The organism is Streptomyces sp. NPDC048604 (assembly GCF_043199435.1).
GTDB lineage: Bacteria > Actinomycetota > Actinomycetes > Streptomycetales > Streptomycetaceae > Streptomyces.
Genome location: NZ_JBICVX010000001.1, coordinates 661082 through 682627, shown reverse-complemented (window position 1 = coordinate 682627; position 21546 = coordinate 661082). Strand labels below are relative to the sequence as shown.

At 71.1% G+C, this 21546-nt stretch carries 15 protein-coding genes; 9 read left to right on the top strand and 6 right to left on the bottom strand.

The window, feature by feature from the left end; translation table 11 throughout:
- From ACGFMM_RS03265 to ACGFMM_RS03235, 7 genes are all read left to right on the top strand, one after another.
- Window positions 1–3221, top strand: a 3221-nt coding sequence (locus tag ACGFMM_RS03265; RefSeq protein WP_393642601.1) for an Rne/Rng family ribonuclease, incomplete at its 5' end; no start/stop codon positions are given.
- Window positions 3222–3634: 413 nt separating this feature from the next.
- On the top strand, window positions 3635–4753 hold the full coding sequence (locus ACGFMM_RS03260) for a DegT/DnrJ/EryC1/StrS family aminotransferase (protein WP_393642599.1): 1119 nt from the start codon (window positions 3635–3637) through the stop codon (window positions 4751–4753).
- The gene (locus tag ACGFMM_RS03255) at window positions 4750–5766 is read left to right on the top strand and encodes a Gfo/Idh/MocA family protein (protein WP_393642597.1); all 1017 of its coding nucleotides are present in this window, start codon (window positions 4750–4752) and stop codon (window positions 5764–5766) included. The genes ACGFMM_RS03260 and ACGFMM_RS03255 overlap by 4 nt, the downstream gene beginning before the upstream one ends.
- Window positions 5767–5865: 99 nt before the next feature.
- Complete coding sequence (locus ACGFMM_RS03250) at window positions 5866–8454, top strand: glycosyltransferase family 4 protein (protein WP_393642595.1); 2589 nt, start codon at window positions 5866–5868, stop codon at window positions 8452–8454.
- 20 nt (window positions 8455–8474) lie between these two features.
- Window positions 8475–10061, top strand: coding sequence for a glycosyltransferase family 4 protein (locus ACGFMM_RS03245; protein WP_393642593.1), 1587 nt, complete (start codon window positions 8475–8477; stop codon window positions 10059–10061).
- A 44-nt stretch (window positions 10062–10105) separates the two neighbouring features.
- The gene (locus ACGFMM_RS03240) at window positions 10106–11689 is read left to right on the top strand and encodes a glycosyltransferase family 2 protein (protein WP_393642805.1); all 1584 of its coding nucleotides are present in this window, start codon (window positions 10106–10108) and stop codon (window positions 11687–11689) included.
- Entirely contained in the window at window positions 11686–12969 is a 1284-nt protein-coding gene (locus tag ACGFMM_RS03235; RefSeq protein ID WP_393642592.1) for a nucleotide sugar dehydrogenase, read from the top strand. Before ACGFMM_RS03240 ends, ACGFMM_RS03235 begins: the two co-directional genes overlap by 4 nt.
- 73 nt (window positions 12970–13042) lie before the next feature.
- Here the strand turns inward: ACGFMM_RS03235 and ACGFMM_RS03230 are convergent, their stop codons facing one another.
- The 6 genes from ACGFMM_RS03230 to ACGFMM_RS03205 all read right to left on the bottom strand — a co-directional run bounded on the left by ACGFMM_RS03230 (window position 13043) and on the right by ACGFMM_RS03205 (window position 20601).
- Window positions 13043–14647: a N,N-dimethylformamidase beta subunit family domain-containing protein gene (locus tag ACGFMM_RS03230; RefSeq protein ID WP_393642591.1), complete on the bottom strand. Its 1605-nt coding sequence runs from the start codon at window positions 14645–14647 to the stop codon at window positions 13043–13045.
- A 156-nt stretch (window positions 14648–14803) separates the two neighbouring features.
- Entirely contained in the window at window positions 14804–15955 is a 1152-nt protein-coding gene (locus ACGFMM_RS03225) for an acyltransferase family protein (RefSeq protein ID WP_393642590.1), read from the bottom strand.
- A 194-nt stretch (window positions 15956–16149) separates the two neighbouring features.
- Window positions 16150–16746, bottom strand: coding sequence for an acyltransferase (locus ACGFMM_RS03220; protein ID WP_393642588.1), 597 nt, complete (start codon window positions 16744–16746; stop codon window positions 16150–16152).
- A complete protein-coding gene (locus tag ACGFMM_RS03215; protein ID WP_393642586.1) occupies window positions 16743–18398 on the bottom strand; it encodes a glycosyltransferase in 1656 nt (551 codons plus the stop codon). The genes ACGFMM_RS03220 and ACGFMM_RS03215 overlap by 4 nt, the downstream gene beginning before the upstream one ends.
- Window positions 18399–18499: 101 nt before the next feature.
- Window positions 18500–19732: a glycosyltransferase family 39 protein gene (locus tag ACGFMM_RS03210; protein ID WP_393642585.1), complete on the bottom strand. Its 1233-nt coding sequence runs from the start codon at window positions 19730–19732 to the stop codon at window positions 18500–18502.
- A gap of 104 nt (window positions 19733–19836) precedes the next feature.
- A complete protein-coding gene (locus tag ACGFMM_RS03205) occupies window positions 19837–20601 on the bottom strand; it encodes a polyprenol monophosphomannose synthase (protein ID WP_393642584.1) in 765 nt (254 codons plus the stop codon).
- Between the two features lie 327 nt (window positions 20602–20928).
- Between ACGFMM_RS03205 and rplU the strand changes: the two genes are divergently transcribed.
- Together rplU and rpmA are read left to right on the top strand one after the other, a co-directional pair.
- The gene (gene rplU / locus ACGFMM_RS03200; RefSeq protein WP_046905603.1) at window positions 20929–21249 is read left to right on the top strand and encodes a 50S ribosomal protein L21; all 321 of its coding nucleotides are present in this window, start codon (window positions 20929–20931) and stop codon (window positions 21247–21249) included.
- Window positions 21250–21263: 14 nt separating this feature from the next.
- Window positions 21264–21518, top strand: a complete 255-nt coding sequence (rpmA, locus tag ACGFMM_RS03195) for a 50S ribosomal protein L27 (protein WP_393642581.1) — start codon at window positions 21264–21266, stop codon at window positions 21516–21518.
- Window positions 21519–21546: the final 28 nt, after the last annotated feature.

Genomic DNA, 21546 nt, shown 5'->3' with positions numbered 1-21546 from the left:
CCGTGGCCGAGGAGGTCGTGGTGGAGGCGCCGGTCGTCGAGGAGACGGCCGAGGTCGTGGAGGAGCCGGTCGTCGAGGCCGCTCCGCCGGCCCGTGGCCGCCGCCGCGCCACCCGCAAGGCCACCGCTCCTGCGACGTCCCCGGCCGTGGCCGAGGAGGTCGTGGTGGAGGCGCCGGTCGTCGAGGAGACGGCCGAGGTCGTGGAGGAGCCGGTCGTCGAGGCCGCTCCGCCGGCCCGTGCCCGCCGCCGCGCCACCCGCAAGGCCACCGCGCCCGTGACGTCCCCGGCCGTCGCCGAGGAGGAGGTCGCCGGCGAGGCCCTGCCGCAGGACGTCGTCGAGCAGATCGCCCCCGAGGCCCCGGCCGCCGCCGAGGTCGCGGCCGCCGAGAAGGCCGCCACCCGCGGCCGTACCCGCCGTCGCGTCACGGCCCCGCAGTTCACCGCGGAGCCGGCGCCGAAGACCGAGGCGAAGGCTGAGCCGAAGGCCGAGGCGAGGGCCGAGGAGCAGCCGGCGCGCGGCCGCCGTGGCGCCCGCCCCGCCGTGGCCGTCTTCCAGGCCCCGGTGTTCACCGAGCCGATGTTCCAGACGCCGGAGACCGCTGCCGCGGCGGCTGCCGCCGCGGTCGAGCCGGAGGAGGACGAGGCGACGGCCGAGGCCGTCGTGGAGACGGTCGAGGCCGCCGAGTCCGCCGAGCGCGAGAGCGGCCGTCGCCGCCGTCGCCGCCGTGGCGAGCCCGTCGCCGTCGAGCCGGTCCCGAGCACGGTCGCCGACGAGCCCGAGGTCGAGACCGAGGAGCCCGAGGCCGCCGAGGCGGAGGAGGACTCGGACGAGTACGAGGAGCGTCCGTCCCGCCGTCGCCGCCGGGGCGGCCGCCGCCGTCGCCGCGGTGCGGACGCCGACGCCGACGAGGCCGAGGAGGCCGCGGCCGAGGCCGAGGAGGCCGAGGAGGAGTTCGAGGAGGGCGAGGAGGACGGCGACGAGGCCGAGGGCCACGCCCCGTCCGGCAGCGCCAGCTCGCGCCGTCGTCGCCGGCGCCGTCGCCGCAGCGGCGAGTCCGGCGGCGAGGCGGAGGCCGCCGAGGAGGACGGCGTCCGCACGGTCGTCAAGGTCCGCGAGCCCCGTCCGAAGGCGGAGCCGTCCGACGAGGTCCAGTCCATCAAGGGCTCGACGCGTCTGGAGGCGAAGAAGCAGCGCCGCCGCGAGGGCCGCGAGCAGGGCCGCCGCCGTGTGCCGATCATCACCGAGGCCGAGTTCCTGGCCCGCCGTGAGGCCGTCGAGCGCGTCATGGTCGTCCGCCAGAGCGGCGAGCGCACCCAGATCGGCGTCCTGGAAGACAACGTGCTCGTCGAGCACTACGTCAACAAGGAGCAGGCCACCTCGTACGTCGGCAACGTCTACCTGGGCAAGGTCCAGAACGTGCTGCCGTCGATGGAGGCCGCCTTCGTCGACATCGGCAAGGGCCGCAACGCGGTCCTGTACGCCGGCGAGGTCAACTTCGAGGCGCTCGGCATGGCCAACGGGCCGCGCCGCATCGAGACCGCGCTGAAGTCCGGCCAGTCCGTCCTCGTCCAGGTGACGAAGGACCCGATCGGCCACAAGGGCGCGCGTCTGACCTCGCAGGTCTCGCTGCCCGGCCGCTACCTGGTCTACGTGCCCGAGGGCTCGATGACCGGCATCAGCCGCAAGCTCCCGGACACCGAGCGGGCGCGTCTGAAGACCATCCTGAAGAAGATCGTCCCCGAGGACGCGGGCGTCATCGTGCGCACCGCCGCCGAGGGCGCGAGCGAGGACGAGCTGCGCCGTGACGTCGAGCGTCTGCAGGCGCAGTGGGAGGACATCCAGAAGAAGGCGAAGAGCGGCAACGCCCCGACCCTTCTCTACGGTGAGCCGGACATGACCGTCCGGGTCGTCCGCGACATCTTCAACGAGGACTTCTCCAAGGTCATCGTCAGCGGCGAGGACGCCTGGGAGACCATCCACGGCTACGTCGGCCATGTCGCGCCCGACCTGGTCGACCGGCTGTCGCGGTGGACCAGCGAGGTCGACGTCTTCGCCACGTACCGGATCGACGAGCAGCTGATGAAGGCGCTGGACCGCAAGGTCTGGCTGCCGTCCGGCGGTTCGCTGGTGATCGACAAGACCGAGGCGATGATCGTCGTCGACGTCAACACCGGCAAGTTCACCGGGCAGGGCGGCAACCTCGAGGAGACCGTCACCCGGAACAACCTGGAGGCGGCCGAGGAGATCGTGCGCCAGCTGCGGCTGCGCGACCTGGGCGGCATCGTCGTCATCGACTTCATCGACATGGTCCTGGAGTCCAACCGCGACCTGGTGCTGCGCCGTCTGCTGGAGTGCCTGGGCCGGGACCGGACCAAGCACCAGGTGGCCGAGGTCACGTCGCTGGGCCTGGTGCAGATGACCCGCAAGCGGGTCGGCCAGGGTCTGCTCGAGTCCTTCTCGGAGACCTGCGTCCACTGCAACGGCCGCGGTGTCATCGTGCACATGGAGCAGCCGACCACCCACGGGGGCGGCGGCAGCGGCAAGCGGGCGAAGAAGCGCGGCCGCGGCGGCGCCGAGCACGTCCACGAGCACGAGCACGTCGAGGTCGTGGAGCCGGAGACGGCCGAGACCGAGACCGAGGCCGAGGTGGCGGCGGAGCTCGCCGCCCCGGTCGCCGTCGAGGAGCCCATCGGGGCGGACGAGGAGCTGTACGGTTCCGCCGCCGAGGCGGAGGCCGCGATGGGCGGTGGCCGTCGCCGCCGTCGCCGGGTGGTCCGCGAGGTGTCCGCGCCGGCCAAGGCCCGGCCGGTCGCCGAGGTCGTCGAGCCGGCCCCGGTCGTCGTCGAGACGCCCGCTCCTGCGGAGGTCCCGGCCGAGGAGGCGCCCGTCGTCGAGGAGGCCCCCGTGGCCGCCCCGCCGCGGGCCCGCCGCCGGGTCGTCCGCAAGGCCACCGCGCCCGCCGGCGCGCCGGCCGGTGCGGAGGAGGCCGCCGTCGTCGTGGTGACCAGCGCTCCCGAGGCCGAGGCCCCGGCGGAGGCCGAGGCCGAGACGGAGGAGGGCGCGCCGGCGAAGAAGGCCGCGCGCAAGACCGCCAAGAAGGCCACGGCCAAGAAGGCCGCCACCAAGAAGACGGCGGCGAAGAAGACCGCGGCCAAGAAGACCACGGCGAAGAAGGCCACGAAGGCGACGGCCACGAAGACCGCCGCGGCCGAGCAGTAGTCGTCCGGCCCGCTGGGCCCACGGCCAAGGGGAGTGACGTCCGTCGCGTGACGGTCGTCACTCCCCGCTGTTGTTCGGTTGAACGAATGATGGCCGTGGATTGAACACCTCGTGCGGGCGGTCCGAGAGTGTCCGACGAGGTCAGGACTTTGTTTCAGAATTGATGCCTGGCCACGTAAACGGCCCAGAAATTGACTAGGAAATTCCTGATAATGTGACGCCCGGTCGCCGCCGACTCGGGCCTCCGCACGGGACTACGGTCGGTGACCGACCCGGGTCGGGAAGACTCGGTCCCAGCATTCCTCGGTAGGGCGTCGGCATCGCGCCGGAGGGGTACGCGCGGCCTCGCGAGACGCCCGCCACACCCCAGACCTCTGCCACTAGAGCTCTTGCGGTGTTCAAGGAGGACGTCCATGGCGAGCATCAACGAGCAGCCCATTCCCGCTGCCCGCCCGGTCATCGGTGAAGAGGAGATCGAGGCCGCGGTCCGCGTACTGCGCACCGGCCGCGTCGTACAGGGCCCGGAGGTGGCCGCCTTCGAGGAGGAGTTCTCGGAGGTCGTCCAGGGACGCCACTGCGTCGCCGTCAACTCGGGTACCTCCGCGCTGCACCTCCTTCTGATGGCCATGGGCATCGGCCCGGGCGACGAGGTGATCGTTCCGTCCTTCTCGTTCGCCGCCTCGGCGAACGCGGTCCGCCTGGTCGGCGCCGACGTCGTCTTCGTCGACATCGAGGCGAGCAGCTTCAACATCGACCCGGCCGCCGTCGAGGCCGCGATCACCCCGCGCACCGCCGCGATCATGCCCGTGCACATCTACGGCAACCCGGCCGCGATGGACAAGATCATGGCCATCGCCGACAAGCACAAGCTGGCCGTCGTCGAGGACGCCTGCCAGGCGCACGCGGCCGCCCTGAACGGCACGCCGGTCGGCGCCTTCGGCACCGGCGGCACCTTCAGCTTCTACCCGACGAAGAACATGCACTCGCTCGAGGGCGGCATGATCTCCACGGCCGACGCCGAGATCGCCCGCACCCTGCGCCTGCTGCGCAACCAGGGCATGGAGCAGCGGTACGCGAACGAGATCGTCGGCGCCAACATGCGCATGACCGACGTGAGCGCCGCCATCGGCCGCGTCCAGCTGGGCAAGCTGACCGGCTGGACCGAGCAGCGCATCGCCAACGCCGCGTACCTCTCGCAGCACATCACCGCCGAGAACGTGGTCACGCCGATCGTCGCCGAGGGCGCGCGGCACATCTACCACCAGTACACGATCCGGGTGAAGGGCGACCGCGACGCCGCGATGGCCAAGCTCACCGAGGCGGGCATCGGCAACGCGGTCTACTACCCGACCCCGATCCACCGCCTGAAGCCGTACTGGGAGCCGGACCAGAAGGCCGGCCGTAACTGGGACCTGCCCGAGACGGAGAAGGCCGCCGCCGAGGTCGTCTCGCTGCCGGTCCACCCGTCCCTGTCCGAGAACGACCTTGAGCGCATCGTCGCCGCCGTGAACGCGCTGGGAGAGAACCTGTGACTGCCGCTGCACTGCGAGCCGGCCTGATCGGCCTCGGCTCCATGGGACGCCACCACGCCCGTGTACTCGCCGGGCTCGACGGCGTCCAGCTCGTCGGTGTCGTCGACCCGATGGGCGACAAGAACGGCTGGGCGCAGGGCGCCCCGGTCCTGTCGACCGTCGAGGAGCTCATCGCGCTCGGTGTCGACTACGCCGTCGTCGCCTGCCCGACCGCCCTGCACGAGGAAGTCGGCCTGAAGCTGGCCGAGGCCGGTGTGGGCGCGCTCATCGAGAAGCCCGTCGCCGACACCGTCGACCGCGCCCGCCGTCTGGTCGAGGCGTTCGAGTCCCGCGGCCTGGTGGCCGGCGTGGGCCACATCGAGCGCTGCAACCCGGCGCTGCGTTCGCTGCGCCAGCGGCTGGAGGCCGGCGAGCTGGGCGACGTCTACCAGGTCGTCACCCGCCGCCAGGGCCCGTTCCCGCACCGCATCGCCGACGTCGGCGTGGTCAAGGACCTCGCCACGCACGACATCGACCTCACCGCCTGGGTGACCGGCCGGTCGTACACCTCGATCGCCGCCCACACGGTGTCGAAGTCCGGCCGTGAGCACGAGGACATGGTCTCCGCGGTCGGCCAGCTCTCCGACGGCACCATGGTCAACCACCTGGTCAACTGGCTGAGCCCGCTGAAGGAGCGGTTCACCTCGGTGACCGGCGAGCGCGGCTGCTTCATCGCCGACACGCTCACCGCCGACCTCACCTTCTACTCCAATGCCGCCCAGGCGACGGAGTGGGAGGCGCTGCAGGCGTTCCGCGGTGTGTCCGAGGGCGACATGATCCGCTACGCGATCCCGAAGCGTGAGCCGCTGCTCGTCGAGCACGAGCTGTTCCGCGACGCGATGCTCGGCAAGGACGCCGACATCTGCACCCTGCGGCAGGGTCTGCGTACGGTGGAGGTCGCCGCGGCGGTTCTGCGCTCCGCTGCCGACCGGACTACTGTCCGTCTGGACGACAACGCGGGTGGAGCTGCCTGACCCATCTCGGCGGCGGGTAGCCGCTGCCCGCCGGTCCCCGGCCTCCCGCGTGCGGAGGCCGGGGACGCCGAACGTAAGTCTTCCCGGAGGAAGTAGCTCATGGAATCCCACGCCCGCCGGCCGCGGCTCGCGGTGATCGTCGCCAACGGAATCACCGGCGACTCGCGGGTACAGAAGACCGCCGTCGCCGCCGCGCGCGACGGCTGGGACGTCACCCTGATCGGCAGGAGCGACACCAGGCGCGTCCAGCACTCCAAGATGGGCCCGATCGACGTGATCCGGGTGCCCGTGGGTTCCGAGTACCTCCGGGCGGTGACCGCCCGCAAGCCGCATCCGGTGCGTGCCGCCGCCACCCAGTTCCAGATCCAGGACCAGGCCGCGCTGAATCGCTACAGCGCGGCCTACCGCGCGTGGGTGCGGCAGAAGTCCGCCGAGTCCGCGTGGGCCGGCGGCACGCGCCGTACGTCCCTGAAGGCGCTGCTCCGGGCCCGTCGCGCGGTGCACCGCTTCCGCGTCCGGGCGTTCAAGTGGGAGCAGCGGCGCAAGCCGAAGGACCCGTCGCCGGTGCGCGACTGGCGGCGCGACTGGCCGCAGGTCGTCGATCTCGACCTGGCCTTCGGCCCGGTGATCGAGAAGCTGAAGCCGGACGTCATCCACGCCAACGACGCCACGATGATCGTCACCGCGGCCCGCAGCGCGGCGCGCCTGAAGGCCGCCGGCCACAAGTGCGCCTGGCTCTATGACGCGCACGAGTACATCAAGGGCGTCGAGTGGCCCAACAAGCGTCAGGCGTACGCCCTTCCGGCGATGGAGGCCGAGTTCATCGGCCGCGCCGACGCGGTCGTCACCGTCTCGACGCAGATGGCCGAGCTGCTCAGGAACGACCACAAGCTGGGCAAGCTCCCGCTGGTTGTGGGCAATTCGCCGGTCCGCGAGGTCATCGGCGGCGGCAAGTCGAGCAACTCGGTGCGCAAGGCCTGCGGTCTGGGCCCCGAGGTCCCGCTGATGGTGTACTCCGGCTGGATCGGCCGCGAGCGCGGCGTCGACGCGGTCATCGACGGCCTGCCCGAACTGCCCGGCTACCACCTGGCGCTGGTCGTCGGCCGGACGACCCCGCTCCTGGAGGAGCTGCTCGCCCAGGCCGAGGCCCTCGACGTACGCGACCGCGTCCACCTGGTGCCGTACGTGCCGCAGCACGAGGTCGCCGACTACCTGTCCTCCGCGGACGTCGGCCTCACCCCGTTCAAGAAGGTCCCCAACTGCGAGGTCTCCCTTCCCACGAAGGTCTCCGAGTACCTCCAGGCCCGGCTGCCGCTGGTCACCAGCGACGTCAAGGTCATCAAGGCGTACGTCGAGGAGAAGGGCCTCGGCGAGGTCTGGACCTGGGACGACCCGAAGACCTTCGCGGCCGCCGCGACCCGGGCCATGAAGAACCGGGACAAGCTCGCCGAGGCGATCACCGAGGACGTCCTCACGGACCTGTCCTGGGAGGCGCAGAGCGGCAAGCTGCTCCAGCTGTACCGCGAGCTGTCGAAGAAGACCCCGCCCGGCCCGCGGCCCGAGGTGTCCTGGACCGTCCAGGAGACCCCCGGCGCGGTCCGTGAGGTCGAGATCACCACCGACGACGGCCAGCCGGTCTGGAAGAAGCTCGGCAACACGAAGATCAAGCTCGGCCTCGGCCCGGCCAACTACGCAGGCCAGGGCGCCGCGTACGCGCAGGCCATCACCCGTCTCAACCCCGACGTCTCCGTCGAGGTCGTGATGAACAAGCGGCCCGAGTCCTTCGACTACCCGGCCGACGTGTACGTCGACGCCACCCGGCTGCGCGAGCTGGACGTCCAGTTCCAGCAGGTCGAGCGGGTCGTCGGCCGCTACACCCACATGCTCGTGGACGCCTTCCTGCCGGTCTTCGGCTACCTCAACGGTCCGTCCGTCGAGGGCGACCTGGCGGCGCTCAAGCAGGCCAAGATCAAGGTCGGTCTGCTCGCGCACGGCAGCGACATCCGGCACCCCGGCGACCACATGCGGCGGCACGCCTTCTCGCTCTTCCACGACGCCCCCGAGGGCATCGTCGAGAAGCTCCAGGCCAAGGCGGAGCTGAACCGGAAGATCGCCGACGCGGCGGGTCTGCCGCTGTTCGTCACCACCCCGGACCTGCTCGACGACCTGCCCACCGCGAAGTGGGCCCCGCTCGTCGTCGACGTGAAGTCCTGGGCCAGCGAGCACCCGGTCATGGAGCGCGAGCGTCCCGTCGTGCTGCACGCCCCGTCCAAGCGCTGGACCAAGGGCACCGACCGGATCATGCCGCTGCTCACCGAGCTGCACGAGGCGGGCGTCATCGAGTTCAAGCTTGCCGAGGGCATCCCGTGGGCCGAGATGCGTGAGCTGGTGCAGAGCTGCGACGTCGTGCTCGACCAGTTCACCACCGGCAGCTACGGCACCTTCGCCGTCGAGGCGATGGCGGCCGGCCGCCCGGTCGTCGGCTACATCAGCGACGAGGTCAAGGCGGTCACCGAGGGCGCGCTGCCGATCGTCAACGCCACCCCCGAGACGCTCCGCGAAGTCCTCCAGACGCTGCTCGACGACCGTGAGGGCACGGCCCGCATCGGCCGTGCGTCGGAGGAGTTCGCGCACACCTACCACGACGGAACCTGGACCGCACAGGTCCTGAGCGGCTTCCTCAAGTGATCGGTCAAGAAAGGCTGTTCATGGATTCGCAGAATGCCGGCGCGCCTCGCCCCCCGAAGGGCCGCGTCGTCATGCTGGTCGACAACAAGGTCGAGGGCGACTCGCGCGTGCAGAAGGCTGCGGAGTCCGCGGCCGCGGCGGGCTGGGACGTCACCCTGCTCGGCCTGGTGCGCTCCGGCAACGGACGCACCTGGAAGCTCGGCGACGCCGAGGTCAAGCTGCTGCCGCTGAAGACCCCGCTGGCCAAGCGGCACGCGGAGCGGCACCGCTCCCTGCTGCGCCGCCCGTTCGCGTACCAGCCGGGCCCCATGTCGGCCTACCGGCAGCAGTGGGCCAAGGCCTGGCGCGCGGACGTCGCCACCCGGCGCGCCGCGCTGAAGGTCGTCCCCGAGGCCGTCGGCTCGCCGCTGTTCCGCAAGAGCGAGGCGGCCCGCCTCGTCGTCGCCGGACCGGTGTCGAAGTTCATGCAGAAGTGGGTCGGCTTCCGCGCGCGGCAGACCCGGCAGGCGCTGAAGGCCGGCAAGGCGCTGCGCGGCCCGGTCGACCGCGCGTTCACCGCGACCTGGAAGGCCGCCAAGGGCAAGCGCGCCTGGCGCCGTCTGGAGCCGGTGCTCTGGGACTACGAGCTGACGTACGGCGCCGAGATCGACGCCCTGCAGCCGGATCTGATCCACGCCAACGACTTCCGGATGCTCGGCGTCGGCGCCCGCGCCGCGGTGCGCGCCCGCGCCAAGGGCCGCTCGGTCAAGCTGGTCTGGGACGCGCACGAGTACCTGCCCGGCGTCCGCCCGTGGGAGGACAACGCCCACTGGATCCCCGGCAACACCGCGCACGAGAGCGAGTTCGCCCCGTACGCCGACGCCGTCGTCACCGTCTCCGAGGGCCTCGGCGACCTGCTGCGCGAGCGCCACGGCCTGAGCGAGCAGCCGACCGTCGTGCTCAACGCCCCGGACCGCCCGGTCGAGACCGACCCGGCCCTGGAGGACGCCGAGCCCGTCCCGGACCTGCGCGCCCTGTGCGGCATCGGCCCGGACGTGCCGCTCGTGGTCTACAGCGGTTCGCCCGGTCCGCAGCGCGGCCTCGGCGACATGGTGGAGGCGCTGCCGAAGCTGGACGGCGTCCACATGGCGTTCGTCGTGCCCGCGCCGGCCGCCGGCTACATCCAGGGGCTGCTGAAGCGCGCCGAGGAGCTGGGCGTCGGCTACCGGCTGCACGCCGTGCCGTACGTGCCGCACTACCAGGTGGTCCGCTTCCTGTCCGCGGCGAACGTGGGCTGCATCCCGATCCACCACTGGCCGAACCACGAGATCGCGCTGATCACGAAGTTCTTCGAGTACTCGCACGCCCGGCTGCCGCTGGTCGTCAGCGATGTGAAGACGATGTCCGAGGTCACCCGGTCCACCGGCCAGGGCGAGATCTGCAAGGCCGAGGACACCGACGACCTGGCGCGCGCCATCAAGGCCGTCCTCGCGGACCCGGACAAGTACAAGGCCGCGTACGACAAGCCGGGGCTGCTCGACACCTGGACGTGGGAGGCGCAGGCCGAGGTCCTCGACCGGCTGTACACCCGCCTGGTGCCGGGCGCCGCCGAGAGGGGCAGAATGTGACGACCGTCCCCGACGTCACGGTCGTCGTCGCCGTCTACAACACGATGCCGTACCTGACCGAGTGCCTGAACTCGCTCCTCGGCCAGAGCATCGGACGCGACCGTCTGGAGGTCGTCGCCGTCGACGACGGCTCCACCGACGACAGCGGCAAGGAGCTGGACCGCTTCGCCGCGAAGTACCCGGGCACGGTCAAGGTCGTCCACCAGGCCAACTCCGGAGGCCCGGCCGCGCCCAGCAACCGGGCGCTCGACCTGGCCACCGGCCGCTACGTGTACTTCATAGGCTCGGACGACTACCTCGGCAAGGACGCCCTCAAGCGGATGGTGGCCTGCGCCGACGAGAACGACTCGGACGTCGTCGTCGGCAAGATGGTCGGCACCAACGGCCGGTACGTGCACCAGGAGCTGTACAAGAAGAACGACCCGGACGTGAGCCTGTACGACTCCGCCCTGCCGTTCACCCTGGCCAACACCAAGCTGTTCCGGCGCGACCTGGTCGAGAAGCTGGGCCTGCGGTTCCCCGAGGACATGCCGGTCGGCAGCGACCAGCCGTTCACCATCGAGGCCTGCGTCAAGGCCCGCAAGATCTCCGTGGTGGCCGACTACACCTGCTACTACGCGGTCAAGCGCGGCGACGCGAGCAACATCACCTACCGCGCGAACCACCTGGCCCGGCTGCACTGCGTCGAGCGGATCATGGCGTACACGGCGGAGCTCATCGAGCCCGGCCCGAAGCGCGACTGGGTCTTCAAGCGGCACTTCACCTGGGAGCTCGCCAAGCTGATCCAGGACGACTTCCCGTCCGTGGACCGGCCCACCCAGGTCGAGGTCTGCGCCGGCATAGCCAAGCTGGCCGACGAGTACTTCACCGAGCCGCTGCGCGACTCCATGGACGTGCAGCGCCGCGTCCGGATCGCGCTCGCGCAGGCCGGGGCCGTCGACCGGCTGATCGAGGCGATCAAGGGCGACACCGAGGGCGAGGGCTGGCCGCTGCTGCTCGAGGACGAGCGCGCGTACGTCCGCTACCCCGGCTTCCGCGACCCCGAACTCGGCCTGCCCGACCGCCTCTTCGAGGTGATCGGCGAGGCCGTCCCCAAGCACTTGTCCACCGGCACCGGCCTGGTGTCCGCGGAGTGGGACCAGAACGGCCAGGACCTGGCGGTACGGCTCGCCGTACGCGTCCCGGTGGCCGGACTGGCCGACGGGGCGGTGCTCCGGCTCGCCGACCGGGCCATGCCGAAGAGCGCGGACAAGCCCGGCGGCCGCCGCCTCCCGGTGGGCACCGAGCTGTCCGCCCCCGGCGGCGAGCAGCACCACGAGCCCGCCGAGGACGGCCTGGGCACCGTGCTGCACGCCCGGTTCCCGCTCCAGGTGAAGCGTGCCACCCTCGGCGTCCGCGCCTATCTGGATGTGGCAGGCTCGATGTACGAGATCCCGGTACGGACCAAGGGCCGGCCGCTGCCGCTGGCGCGGCGCTGGCGGGACGCCGTCCCGTACCGTGTCTCGGCCACCGCGAACTCCAAGGGGCGGCTCGTGATCACCACGGCCCCGCTCTGGGAGCCGGCGCTCGGCGTGGGCAAGCGACTGCGCCAGACGATGTCCCGTGTGAAGAGGAAACTGACCCGATGAAAATCTGTGTAGTCGCGCTCGGCAAGATCGGCCTGCCGCTCGCTGTTCAGTTCGCCGCCAAGGGCCACAAGGTCATCGGCGCGGACGTCAACGAGAAGGTCGTCGAGCTGGTCAACGCCGGCACCGAGCCCTTCCCGGGCGAGTTCGACCTCGACCGTCTCCTGAAGGAGACCGTGGGCGCCGGTCTGCTGTCGGCCACCACCGACACCACCGCGGCCGTCGCCGACTCCGACGCCGTCGTGGTCGTCGTCCCGCTGTTCGTGGACGCCGAGGGCGTGCCGGACTTCGGCTGGATGGACGCCGCCACGAAGGCCATCGCCAAGGGCCTGAAGCCGGGCACCCTGGTCTCCTACGAGACCACCCTGCCGGTCGGCACCACCCGCACCCGCTGGGCGCCGATGCTGGAGGAGGGCTCCGGCCTGACCGCCGGCCAGGACTTCCACCTGGTGTTCTCGCCGGAGCGCGTCCTGACCGGCCGCGTCTTCGCGGACCTGCGCCGCTACCCGAAGCTGGTCGGCGGCATCGACGAGGCCTCCACCAAGGCCGGCGTCGAGTTCTACGAGAAGGTCCTCGACTTCGACGAGCGCGACGACCTGCCGCAGCCGAACGGCGTGTGGGACCTGGTCACCGCCGAGGCCTCCGAGCTGGCGAAGCTGGCCGAGACCACGTACCGCGACGTCAACATCGGCCTGGCGAACCAGTTCGCCAAGTTCGCCGACAAGAACGGCATCGACGTCAAGAAGGTCATCGAGGCCTGCAACTCGCAGCCGTACAGCCACATTCACCAGCCCGGCATCGCCGTCGGCGGCCACTGCATCCCGATCTACCCGCGGATGTACCTGTGGAACGACCCGGAGGCGACCGTCGTGCGCTCGGCCCGCGAGGCCAACGCCGCGATGCCCGAGTACGCGGTGGACCTGCTGGCGGCCGCGTACGGCGACCTGGCCGGCGTGAACGTGCTCGTGCTCGGCGCCTCGTACCGCGGCGGCGTGAAGGAGACCGCGTTCTCCGGCGTGTACGGCACCGTGGAGGCCCTCAAGGCCCGCGGCGCGGTCCCGTTCGTGTCCGACCCGATGTACACCGTGGAGGAGCTGGAGGCGCACAAGCTGCCGGCCCACCGCGGCGAGACGGTCACGGCCGCGATCCTGCAGGCCGACCACGCCGAGTACCGCGCCCTGGCCGCGAAGGACCTGCCGGACGTCACCGTGCTGGTCGACGGCCGTCGCACGACCGACCCGGCCAACTGGGAGGGCGTGCGCCGCGTCGTCATCGGCGGCTGACGCGTACGTACTGCTGAAAGGGGCCCCGCCCACCGGCTGTCGAAGCCGGGGCGGGGCCCCTTCGCGTGGGTCTCTACCCGAGCATCCGGTCGACGAGGTTGGCGGTCGCCCGGCGGATCTTCACTCGGGCCTCGCGGTCCTTGATCTTCTCGTCGGCCCACGGGTCGCCGTCGACCAGGGCGATCGGCCAGTGGAAGGTGCCGGCGACGAACACCGAGCCGCCGCCCGGGAACTCGGTGAGCGCGGTGTGCTGGACGGACCGCTGACGGGCGCCGGGGCGCGAGTCCTTGTACGGGGACTCGGCGAGCAGGGTACGGGTGGCGCCGGCCGGCTCGGTTCCCCTCGGGTCGTACGCGTCCGCCTCGATGCCGACGAGACCGGGAAGCCGCTCGCCGTCGAGGACGCCGGTGCCCTCCCAGAGCCAGTGGCCTGCGTTCTTGACGACCAGCGGGAACGGCTTCTCGGTCGGCACGATGCCGTTGAACTGGATGCCGAGCAGCTGCTGTTCGCCCCGGCTTCCGTTGCTCACCACCTCCCGGAAGCGCGAGGTGCGCCCGGCGGCGTCGGGGGCCGGGTCGTGGCTCGACTTGTAGCAGGCCATCAGCCGGTCCTGCACGCCCGTACGGGAGCGCTCCATCCGGACGTGGAAGTAGACGTTGTTGGCGCCCAGGAAGGCGAGGTCGCGGCCGCCGTGGACGGCCTTCATGGCGGAGTCGAACATCGCCTGCGACCAGTACTCGTCGTGGCCCGGGAAGACCACGGCGCGGTACGCGGCCGGGTCGATCGTCCCGTCGTGCAGGTCGAGGCTGCTCGCGTACGTGACGTCGTAGCCGGCGGCCTCGGCCCAGCGCGCGAAGCTGCTGTCCATGTTGAACCAGCTGGGCACGCCGCTGCCGGAGTAGGGGCGGTCGAAGGACACCTTGCGGGCGCGCTGCTCGGTGCCGCCGAGCTTTCCGTCCGGGAGGTAGCCGCGGTAGAGGTTCTTGCCCGTCCGCTTGTCCTTCGGCCACATGTTGTAGGCCTGGTAGGTGGCGAACGGGATGACGACGAGCAGCGCGGAGGCGCGCTCAGGCTCGCGCACCACGAAGGGCGTGCTGCTGCGGTGGCCGTCGTCCGCGGTGAACACCGCCTGGTACAGGCCGGACAGCCAGCCGTCGGGGATCCGCAGGCTCCACGAGACGGGCCAGGCGCACTCGATGGCACCGCTCTTCGGGTCGGCGGCCGGGACGGGGCGACGGATGCCGCGCAGGGGCTCGCTGGTGGTCATCAGACGGGCGCCGGCGCCGCCGTAGTCGCCTATTCGGTAAATGGCGATGCGGTAGTTCTGGTTGACGCGCACGGAGACGTGGAAGTCGACGAGTTCGCCGCGGCCGGCCGAGGTGGTCGACGCGTACCCCATGATCTGGCCCCGCATGTCGCTGGAGCACAGGGCGTTGTCACGGTACTGGATCCAGTCCTTCGAGCCCGGCAGCCGGTTCTCCGCGAGGATCGACGGGGAGGTCGCGGGCACGGTCGGTTCGGCCACGGTGGGCGAGGTCTCCGGGGCGGGCGTGCTGTTGCCCCCGACGGTGACGGCCGTCGCCGCCGAACCGCTGTCGCGCAGCGCGTACGCCGAGGCGCCCGCGGCCCCCGCGAGACCGAACAGGCCCAGTACGGCGCGGCGTGATCGAATGCCCATTTTTCCTCTGCCTCCCTGACGTTCCGGGGAGGTAGACGGGATTCGATCTTCGTAGGTTGTACCCGCGGGTCGAAATTCTTCGGACAATCCTTACCGAGTGTTCGACCCGCGGTTGTGGACGGAAGAATTCCGCCCTGCTATAGGGCTGACGGTGCGTCAGCCGCGGACGAGCTCCTTCGGCTCGCCCGCCTCACGCGCCAGCCGCGCCTTGAGCCAACGCACCATGGGCTTCTCCACGAACACATGCGTCAGCCACGCCAGCACCAGCAGTCCCACCGTCACCACGGTGAGCGTCGGCCAGGGCCCGAGATCCCGCTGGTACAGCTCCCGGATCGCGGCCCAGCCCAGCTCCTCGTGCAGCAGGTAGAGCGGGTAGACGAGCGCCCCGGCGGTGGTCAGCCACTTCCAGGAGACCCACTCCAGCTTCCGGAGGGCCACGGCGAGGACGAGCAGATAGAACACGGTCACCAGGGCGAGGGCCACGTACGGGGAGCGGTCGTAGCCCTTGGCGAGCTGGCCGTCCGCGTGCTCGATGAGGTCGCTCTGCATCACCAGCCAGCTCGCGGCGACCAGCCCCCACAGCTTCAGATCCGGCCCGAACCGGTACATCAGGTACATCGCGATACCGCCCACGAACAGGGCCGTGTTCAGCGGCTGCGCGAAGATCCCCACGAGCGGGATGTCCTGGTCCTGCTGCCCCAGCACGCTCGCCAGCAGCCACAGCCAGCAGAACACCGAGACCCGCTTGTAGCTGAGGCCCTTCCAGATGACCACCAGGAACAGCAGATAGAAGGTGAGCTCGACCCACAGCGTCCAGTACGCACCCACCAGGTGCGCCGCCTTCATCGGCACCTGGAGCATCGTCACGTTGGTCAGCGCGTCGCTGTACGAGGGCACCGCGCGCGAGCCGTCCGGGAGCCCCCGCCAGACCAGCAGCGCGACCACGATGGAGAACCAGTACGCGGGAAACAGCCGCAGGAAACGCGCCTTCACGAACGCGCCGGGCGCACGGCCCCAGGCCGACAGGCAGATGACGAAGCCGCTGATGATGAAGAACAGCTGCACGCCGTACGAGCCGTACTTGGTGAACGGGAACAGCCAGGGGAACAGCTCCCGCGGATTGACGCCCCAGTTCGCCTTGCTCGCCGCGTCCACGCCCGTGAAGTGGAACAGCAGCACGGACAGGGCGGCCACCACGCGCAACGCGTCCAGCGCGTACAGGCGGACCGGCGCGGGCGGCTGTACGCCGGGCTGCGGCCCGTCGCTCGCATCCCTGCGTGGGGGGACCTGAACGTCGGTCTGGGACATGTGTCGGCCTCGCATCGTCGGGGCGCCGGGGGGCGGGGAATCCCGACATCCTATGCGTCCGCAGTGGGCCGAACGAGCGAGGGGGACGGGCGCGTGACCGCGACGAACGTCACGGCGGAACAGCGGCCGAACGAGTGAGGGGACCGGCGAACCGGTCCCCTCACCAGCGACAGGCGCCACGCGTCCGCGGCCGCTCAGGCCTCCGTCAGCGTGCCGTCCGCCTCGCGGTACAGGTCGCCCGTCTTCGGGCACTCCCACAGGCCCGGCTCGCCCTCGCGCTCGACCAGGCGGACGCCGGTCTTGCCGACCCAGCCGATCTGCCGCGCCGGCACGCCGACGACCAGGGCGAAGTCCGGGACGTCCTTGGTGACGACCGCACCGGCCGCGACCATCGCCCAGCGGCCGATCTCCAGCGGGGCCACGCACACCGAGCGGGCGCCGATCGAGGCACCGTCGGCGATCTTCACGCCCACGGCCTCCCAGTCACCGCCCCGCTTCTGCTTGAAGTCCGGGCCGACCGAACGCGGGTTGTGGTCGTTGGTCAGGACCACCGCGGGGCCGATGAAGACGCCGTTGCCGAGCTCGGCCGGCTCGTACACCAGCGAGTAGTTCTGCAGCTTGCAGTTGTCGCCCATCTGCACGCCCGTGCCCACGTACGCGCCGCGGCCGATCACGCAGCCCTCGCCGAGCCGGGCCTTCTCACGGATCTGCGCGAGCTCCCAGACGCTGCTGCCGGCGCCGATCTCCGCGGTCTCGTCGACCTGCGCGGTGGGCTGGACCCTGTAGTTCACTCTGCTGCCTTTCCCAGTGCCTCTGCGGGCTGTGCCTCTGCGGGCAGTGCCGCTTCGGGCTCCTCGCCTTCTGCGGGCGCTTCGCCGGTCGAGCATACGGCCCGGCCGGCCGGCAGCAGCAGCCGGTCGAAATCGCGCTGGACCCGCGACCAGTCCCAGGCCGCCCGGGCATGCCCGGCCGCCTGCCGGCCGGCCGTGCGCCAGCCGTCCTCGGTCGCCGTCAGCTCCAGGATCCGCGCCGCGGCCGCGGCCGGGTCGGGCACCACCCAGGACTCCGGGAACAGCGCCCGCGCGCCGCGCGGCCGGCCCGCGAAGAACGGCCAGTCGCGCACCACCGGCACCGCGCCGCTCGCCGCGCCCTCGACCAGGCCCAGGTGCCAGCTCTCGCGCACCGACGCGCTCAGGATCACGCCGATCTCGGCGAGCGCCCCCGGCACGTCCGGGGTCTGCCCGATGTGCCGCACCGCGCCGACCCCCTCCAGACGGCGCAGCTCACGGGCGTACGCCTTGTGGTAGCGGGCCGCCGCCGGGCCGACGCCCGGGTCCAGCGGGGAGCCGATCAGGTGCAGCCGGTAGCGGTCGTCCTTCTCCCGCAGCATCCGCAGCACTTCCAGCGCCCAGCGCGGGTCCTTCGCCACCTGGCCGACGCCGACGAGCCCGAGCGTGAACCGGGCGTCCGGCTTCTTGGGCCGGTCGAAGGGGGCCAGCTCTACGGCGTTGTCGATGACATGGAGCCGGGGCGCGCCCTTCTCCTTGAGCCGGGGCACGGCCGCGATGCAGAGATCGCGCAGGTGCTCGCTGACGAACACGAGGTCGTCCACCCGGGAGAAGTCGACGATGTGCGGCCACAGGCTGAAGGCCTCGTAGCTGTGCAGCCGGACGACGATGCGGGTGCTGCCGGGGTCCACCAGGGAGAACAGCGCCGCGCCCATCGCGCACCAGTCGATGAAGACGGTGTCGGCCCAGTCCAGGTGCGGGCGGAGCGCCGCCTCCAGGTCCTTGCCGTAGGCGACCTGCCCGCCCAGCGCCCGCTGGACGATCCGGGTGACGCCCCTGGCCAGCGGCCCGACGACGGGGTCGTGCGCGGTGTCGAGGACCCGCGTCTCCACGCCCGGATCCGCCGCGTACCGGTCGTGGACCGGATGCAGGAAGTTGTCGTTGTCGTGGTGCACGAAGAGCATCCGCTGCGGCCGTCCGGCCGGCGGCGCGGCGGCCGTGCCCGTGCGCCCGCGCGGCCGGCGCAGCGCGGCCGCGGCGCGGCTCTTGCGCAGCGGACCGGTGTAGCGGCCGGGGTGGTCGGCGAGCGGCGAGGTGAGCCCGTCGACGTGCAGCACCCGGTGGTACGCGAGCAGCAGCGCCCGCGTCGTCTCGCTTCCGGCGGCCGCCCAGCGCCCGGCCTCGTGCTCCTGGTCGGCCCGCTCGAGCCGTGCCACGTACGCCTTGGTCAGATGCCGCGGCACATGCCCCCGGGCGAGCCGGGCCTCGGCCCCGTCGATGAGGAGGTCCGCCCGCACCCGGGGATCCTGGACGCGCTGGCCGGCCGCTCCGAGAATGCGTTCGGCGACCGGTGCCCGGTCGGAACGCGCCATCCGGGCGATGGCCCACTGCGCGATGTTCGCCAGCCGTTCATCGGGTATTTCGGGTGTCGGCACGGTGCAGCTCCACGATCCGGGGTAGGACATGGACCGTACGGATTATCTCACCCGTTAGGAACCCCCTGGTCGGGGCTATTGGCCCATGCCCGGCAGTGCAATCAGGGCGAGAACTTCCAGACGAGCATGAGATGGACACCGTACCCGGTCGACACCAGCGTCGCTGCCGTCAGTACGAGGTACATGGTCGCCGGCCGGGCCTTCGCGAGGGCCTGTGCCAACGGGATGAGCAGCGGGAAAGCCGGGAGCAGGAATCGCGCTTTCGAGTGAAAATATCCGGCACCGCCCACGGCGATGAGCAGCATGACGCCCGCGTAGACGAGAAGCACGAGTGGCTGCCGCTGCTGGAGACAGACGAAGAACAGCACCACGGCCGTGATCACGGTGGCCGCGCCCACGACGGTGTTCAGATTGACCGGGACCTTCAGGAACACGTCGGCGATGCGGTGGAGGGTGAAATTGCCCCCATCGAATGTGCTGCCCCATTTCTCCTGCACGTCGAAATAACCCCGCCAGTCGCCGGCGCGGTATCCGACCCAGGCGAACCAGGCGAACCAGCCGACGGGAGCGACGACCACGGCGGTCAGAAGCAGTCCGGGCCGGACCGTCCCGTCCCGCTTCCCGGCCCGTTCGGCATACCAGAACCACAGGGCGGCGAGGACGACCGCGGCGACCACCGCCGACCCGGACGGACGGGTCAACCCCGCGAGGCAGGCCAGCACTCCCGCGGCCACCCAGCGGCGGGTGAGAGTCGCATAGAGAGCCCAGGCCGCCAGCGCGGTGAACACGGGCTCCGTGTACGCCATGGACTCGACCATGGCGTGCGGCACGATGCCCCAGAGCACCGCCGCGATCACACCGGCCCGCTGGCCGGCCACATGGCGGGTGACGGCGTAGATGCCCCAGGCCGCCAGCAGCGAGGCGATCGCCGAGATGAGCCAGGCCACCTGGCCCACGGGCAGCGGGAGCACCGCGGAGAGGCCGCGTATCAGCCCCGGATAGAGCGGGAAGAAGGCGTAATTGCAGAGCTCGCCCTGGACGGCGCAGGAACCGGGCCGCAGGTCCGCATAGCCGTACTGGGCTATGTGCACGTAGAAGGCCGTGTCGAACCGCGTGGCGAGGAGCTGACCGAGGCTCGGCCCGTTCTCCCCGACGCGCAGACCCACGGCGACCACGCCGATGAGGCGTACCAGGGCGTAGCCGGCGAGCGCCGGCCAGACCGGCCGGAGGACGGTCCGTACGCGGGCGGACAGGGAACCGGCCGGCCGTGCACGACGGGAGCGTCCCGCCTCGGTGGCGGACGCCGGCGCGGGGCGGGTCCGTGTTTCGGACATGGGTGATCTCCGCTGCTTCTTGTGAAGGTCTTCTGGGTCTGCGAAGAGGTACGAGCGACTCAGCGCTCAGCGGCTCAGCGCTCAGGGACTCAGCGCTCGGCGACTCAGCGACGCCGGGCGAAGAGCCGGCGGAGACGGCCTTGGACGCCCCACGCCGTGACCCGCCACAAGGCCTCGACGACGATGGCGCGGCTCATCTTGCTGGTGCCCCGCTCCCGCTCCACGAAGGTGATCGGGACTTCCTTGACGGTGAAGCCGGCATGCGTCGCGCGTCGGGCGAGGTCGACCTGGAAGCAGTAGCCCTGCGAGGCGACCTCGTCGAGGCCCAGCCCTTCGAGGGTGTGCCGGCGGAACGCCCGGTAGCCGCCCGTGACGTCCTTGATCGGGACGCCCAGCAGGATCCGGGAGTACAGACTGCCGCCCCGGGACAGGAACTCCCGGGACTTCGGCCAGTTGACCACGCTTCCGCCCGGCACCCAGCGGGAGCCCAGGACGAGGTCGGCGCCGGGCAGCACGTCGAGGAGCCGGTGCAGCTCCTCCGGCTGGTGGGACCCGTCGGCGTCCATCTCGACGAGCACCTCGTAGCCGCGCTCGATGCCCCAGCGGAATCCGGCGAGATAGGCGGCGCCGAGCCCTTCCTTGCCCTTGCGGTGCAGGACGTGGACGTGGGAGTCCGCCTCGGCGAGCTCGTCGGCGATCTTGCCCGTGCCGTCGGGGCTGTTGTCGTCCGCGATCAGGATGTGCGCGTCGGCGACTGCGGAACGCACGCGCTCGACGATCACTGCGACGTTGTCGGCCTCGTTGTACGTCGGGATGATCACCAAGATCGAACCCAGAGCCCCTGCGGACCGCCGGACATCGTCCGTCACTGCACCTTCACCTCGTGTTCGGGCCCCGTCGGCCCGGACGGCCGGGACGGGCTCACGGGAGCATAAGTCCCAGGCGCGGGCGGAGGCGGATCGGCCGGTCGCGTTCGATTCCACGATGCGGGCCCACCGGCAGGTGGTACCTGGCCGTCGGGCCGGTTTGACCGCTACGACAGGGCCCCGTAATCTTGACCGTCGGCGTGTCTCTGTGCACGCCAGCCACTGAGCACCTCACCTCCCGGTCGCATCGCGGCTCGGGGGAGGCCGCCCGTGCATTTCGGCCGGGTCGGCTGGCTTCAGGGGTCCCCAACGAGCGAAAGAGAGTTCCGCGTGTACGCCATCGTGCGCAGCGGTGGTCGCCAGCACAAGGTTGCTGTCGGCGACATCGTCGAGGTTGACAAGATTTCCACCGCCAACGTGGGCGACACGGTCGAGCTCTCGACCCTGCTCGTCGTCGACGGCGACGCCGTGACCAGCGACCCGTGGGTCCTGGCCGGCATCAAGGTCCAGGCCGAGGTCGTGGACCACCACAAGGGCGCCAAGATCGACATCCTGCGCTACAAGAACAAGACCGGCTACCGCCGTCGCCAGGGTCACCGTCAGCAGTACACGGCGATCAAGGTCACGTCCATCCCGACGGCCGCGAAGTAAAGAGGGACTGAGCAATGGCACACAAGAAGGGCGCATCGTCCACCCGGAACGGTCGCGATTCCAACGCCCAGCGGCTCGGCGTGAAGCGCTTCGGCGGTCAGGTCGTCAACGCGGGTGAGATCCTGGTCCGCCAGCGTGGCACCCACTTCCACCCGGGCTCGGGGGTCGGTCGCGGTGGCGACGACACCCTGTTCGCCCTGCAGCCCGGTTCGGTGCAGTTCGGCACCTTCCGCGGCCGCAAGGTCGTGAACATCGTTCCGGTCGCCTGACCGGAACCACTGCGGAGGCGGGCCTCTC

Bases quoted from the DNA above. Each gene is read 5' to 3' on its own strand.
- ACGFMM_RS03260 (WP_393642599.1), top strand. From the start codon at position 3,635: ATGGCGAGCATCAACGAGCAGCCCATTCCCGCTGCCCGCCCGGTCATC.
- ACGFMM_RS03250 (WP_393642595.1), top strand. From the start codon at position 5,866: ATGGAATCCCACGCCCGCCGGCCGCGGCTCGCGGTGATCGTCGCCAAC.
- ACGFMM_RS03245 (WP_393642593.1), top strand. From the start codon at position 8,475: ATGGATTCGCAGAATGCCGGCGCGCCTCGCCCCCCGAAGGGCCGCGTC.
- ACGFMM_RS03240 (WP_393642805.1), top strand. From the start codon at position 10,106: ATGCCGTACCTGACCGAGTGCCTGAACTCGCTCCTCGGCCAGAGCATC.
- ACGFMM_RS03235 (WP_393642592.1), top strand. From the start codon at position 11,686: ATGAAAATCTGTGTAGTCGCGCTCGGCAAGATCGGCCTGCCGCTCGCT.
- ACGFMM_RS03230 (WP_393642591.1), bottom strand. From the start codon at position 14,647: ATGGGCATTCGATCACGCCGCGCCGTACTGGGCCTGTTCGGTCTCGCG.
- ACGFMM_RS03225 (WP_393642590.1), bottom strand. From the start codon at position 15,955: ATGTCCCAGACCGACGTTCAGGTCCCCCCACGCAGGGATGCGAGCGAC.
- ACGFMM_RS03210 (WP_393642585.1), bottom strand. From the start codon at position 19,732: ATGTCCGAAACACGGACCCGCCCCGCGCCGGCGTCCGCCACCGAGGCG.
- rpmA (WP_393642581.1), top strand. From the start codon at position 21,264: ATGGCACACAAGAAGGGCGCATCGTCCACCCGGAACGGTCGCGATTCC.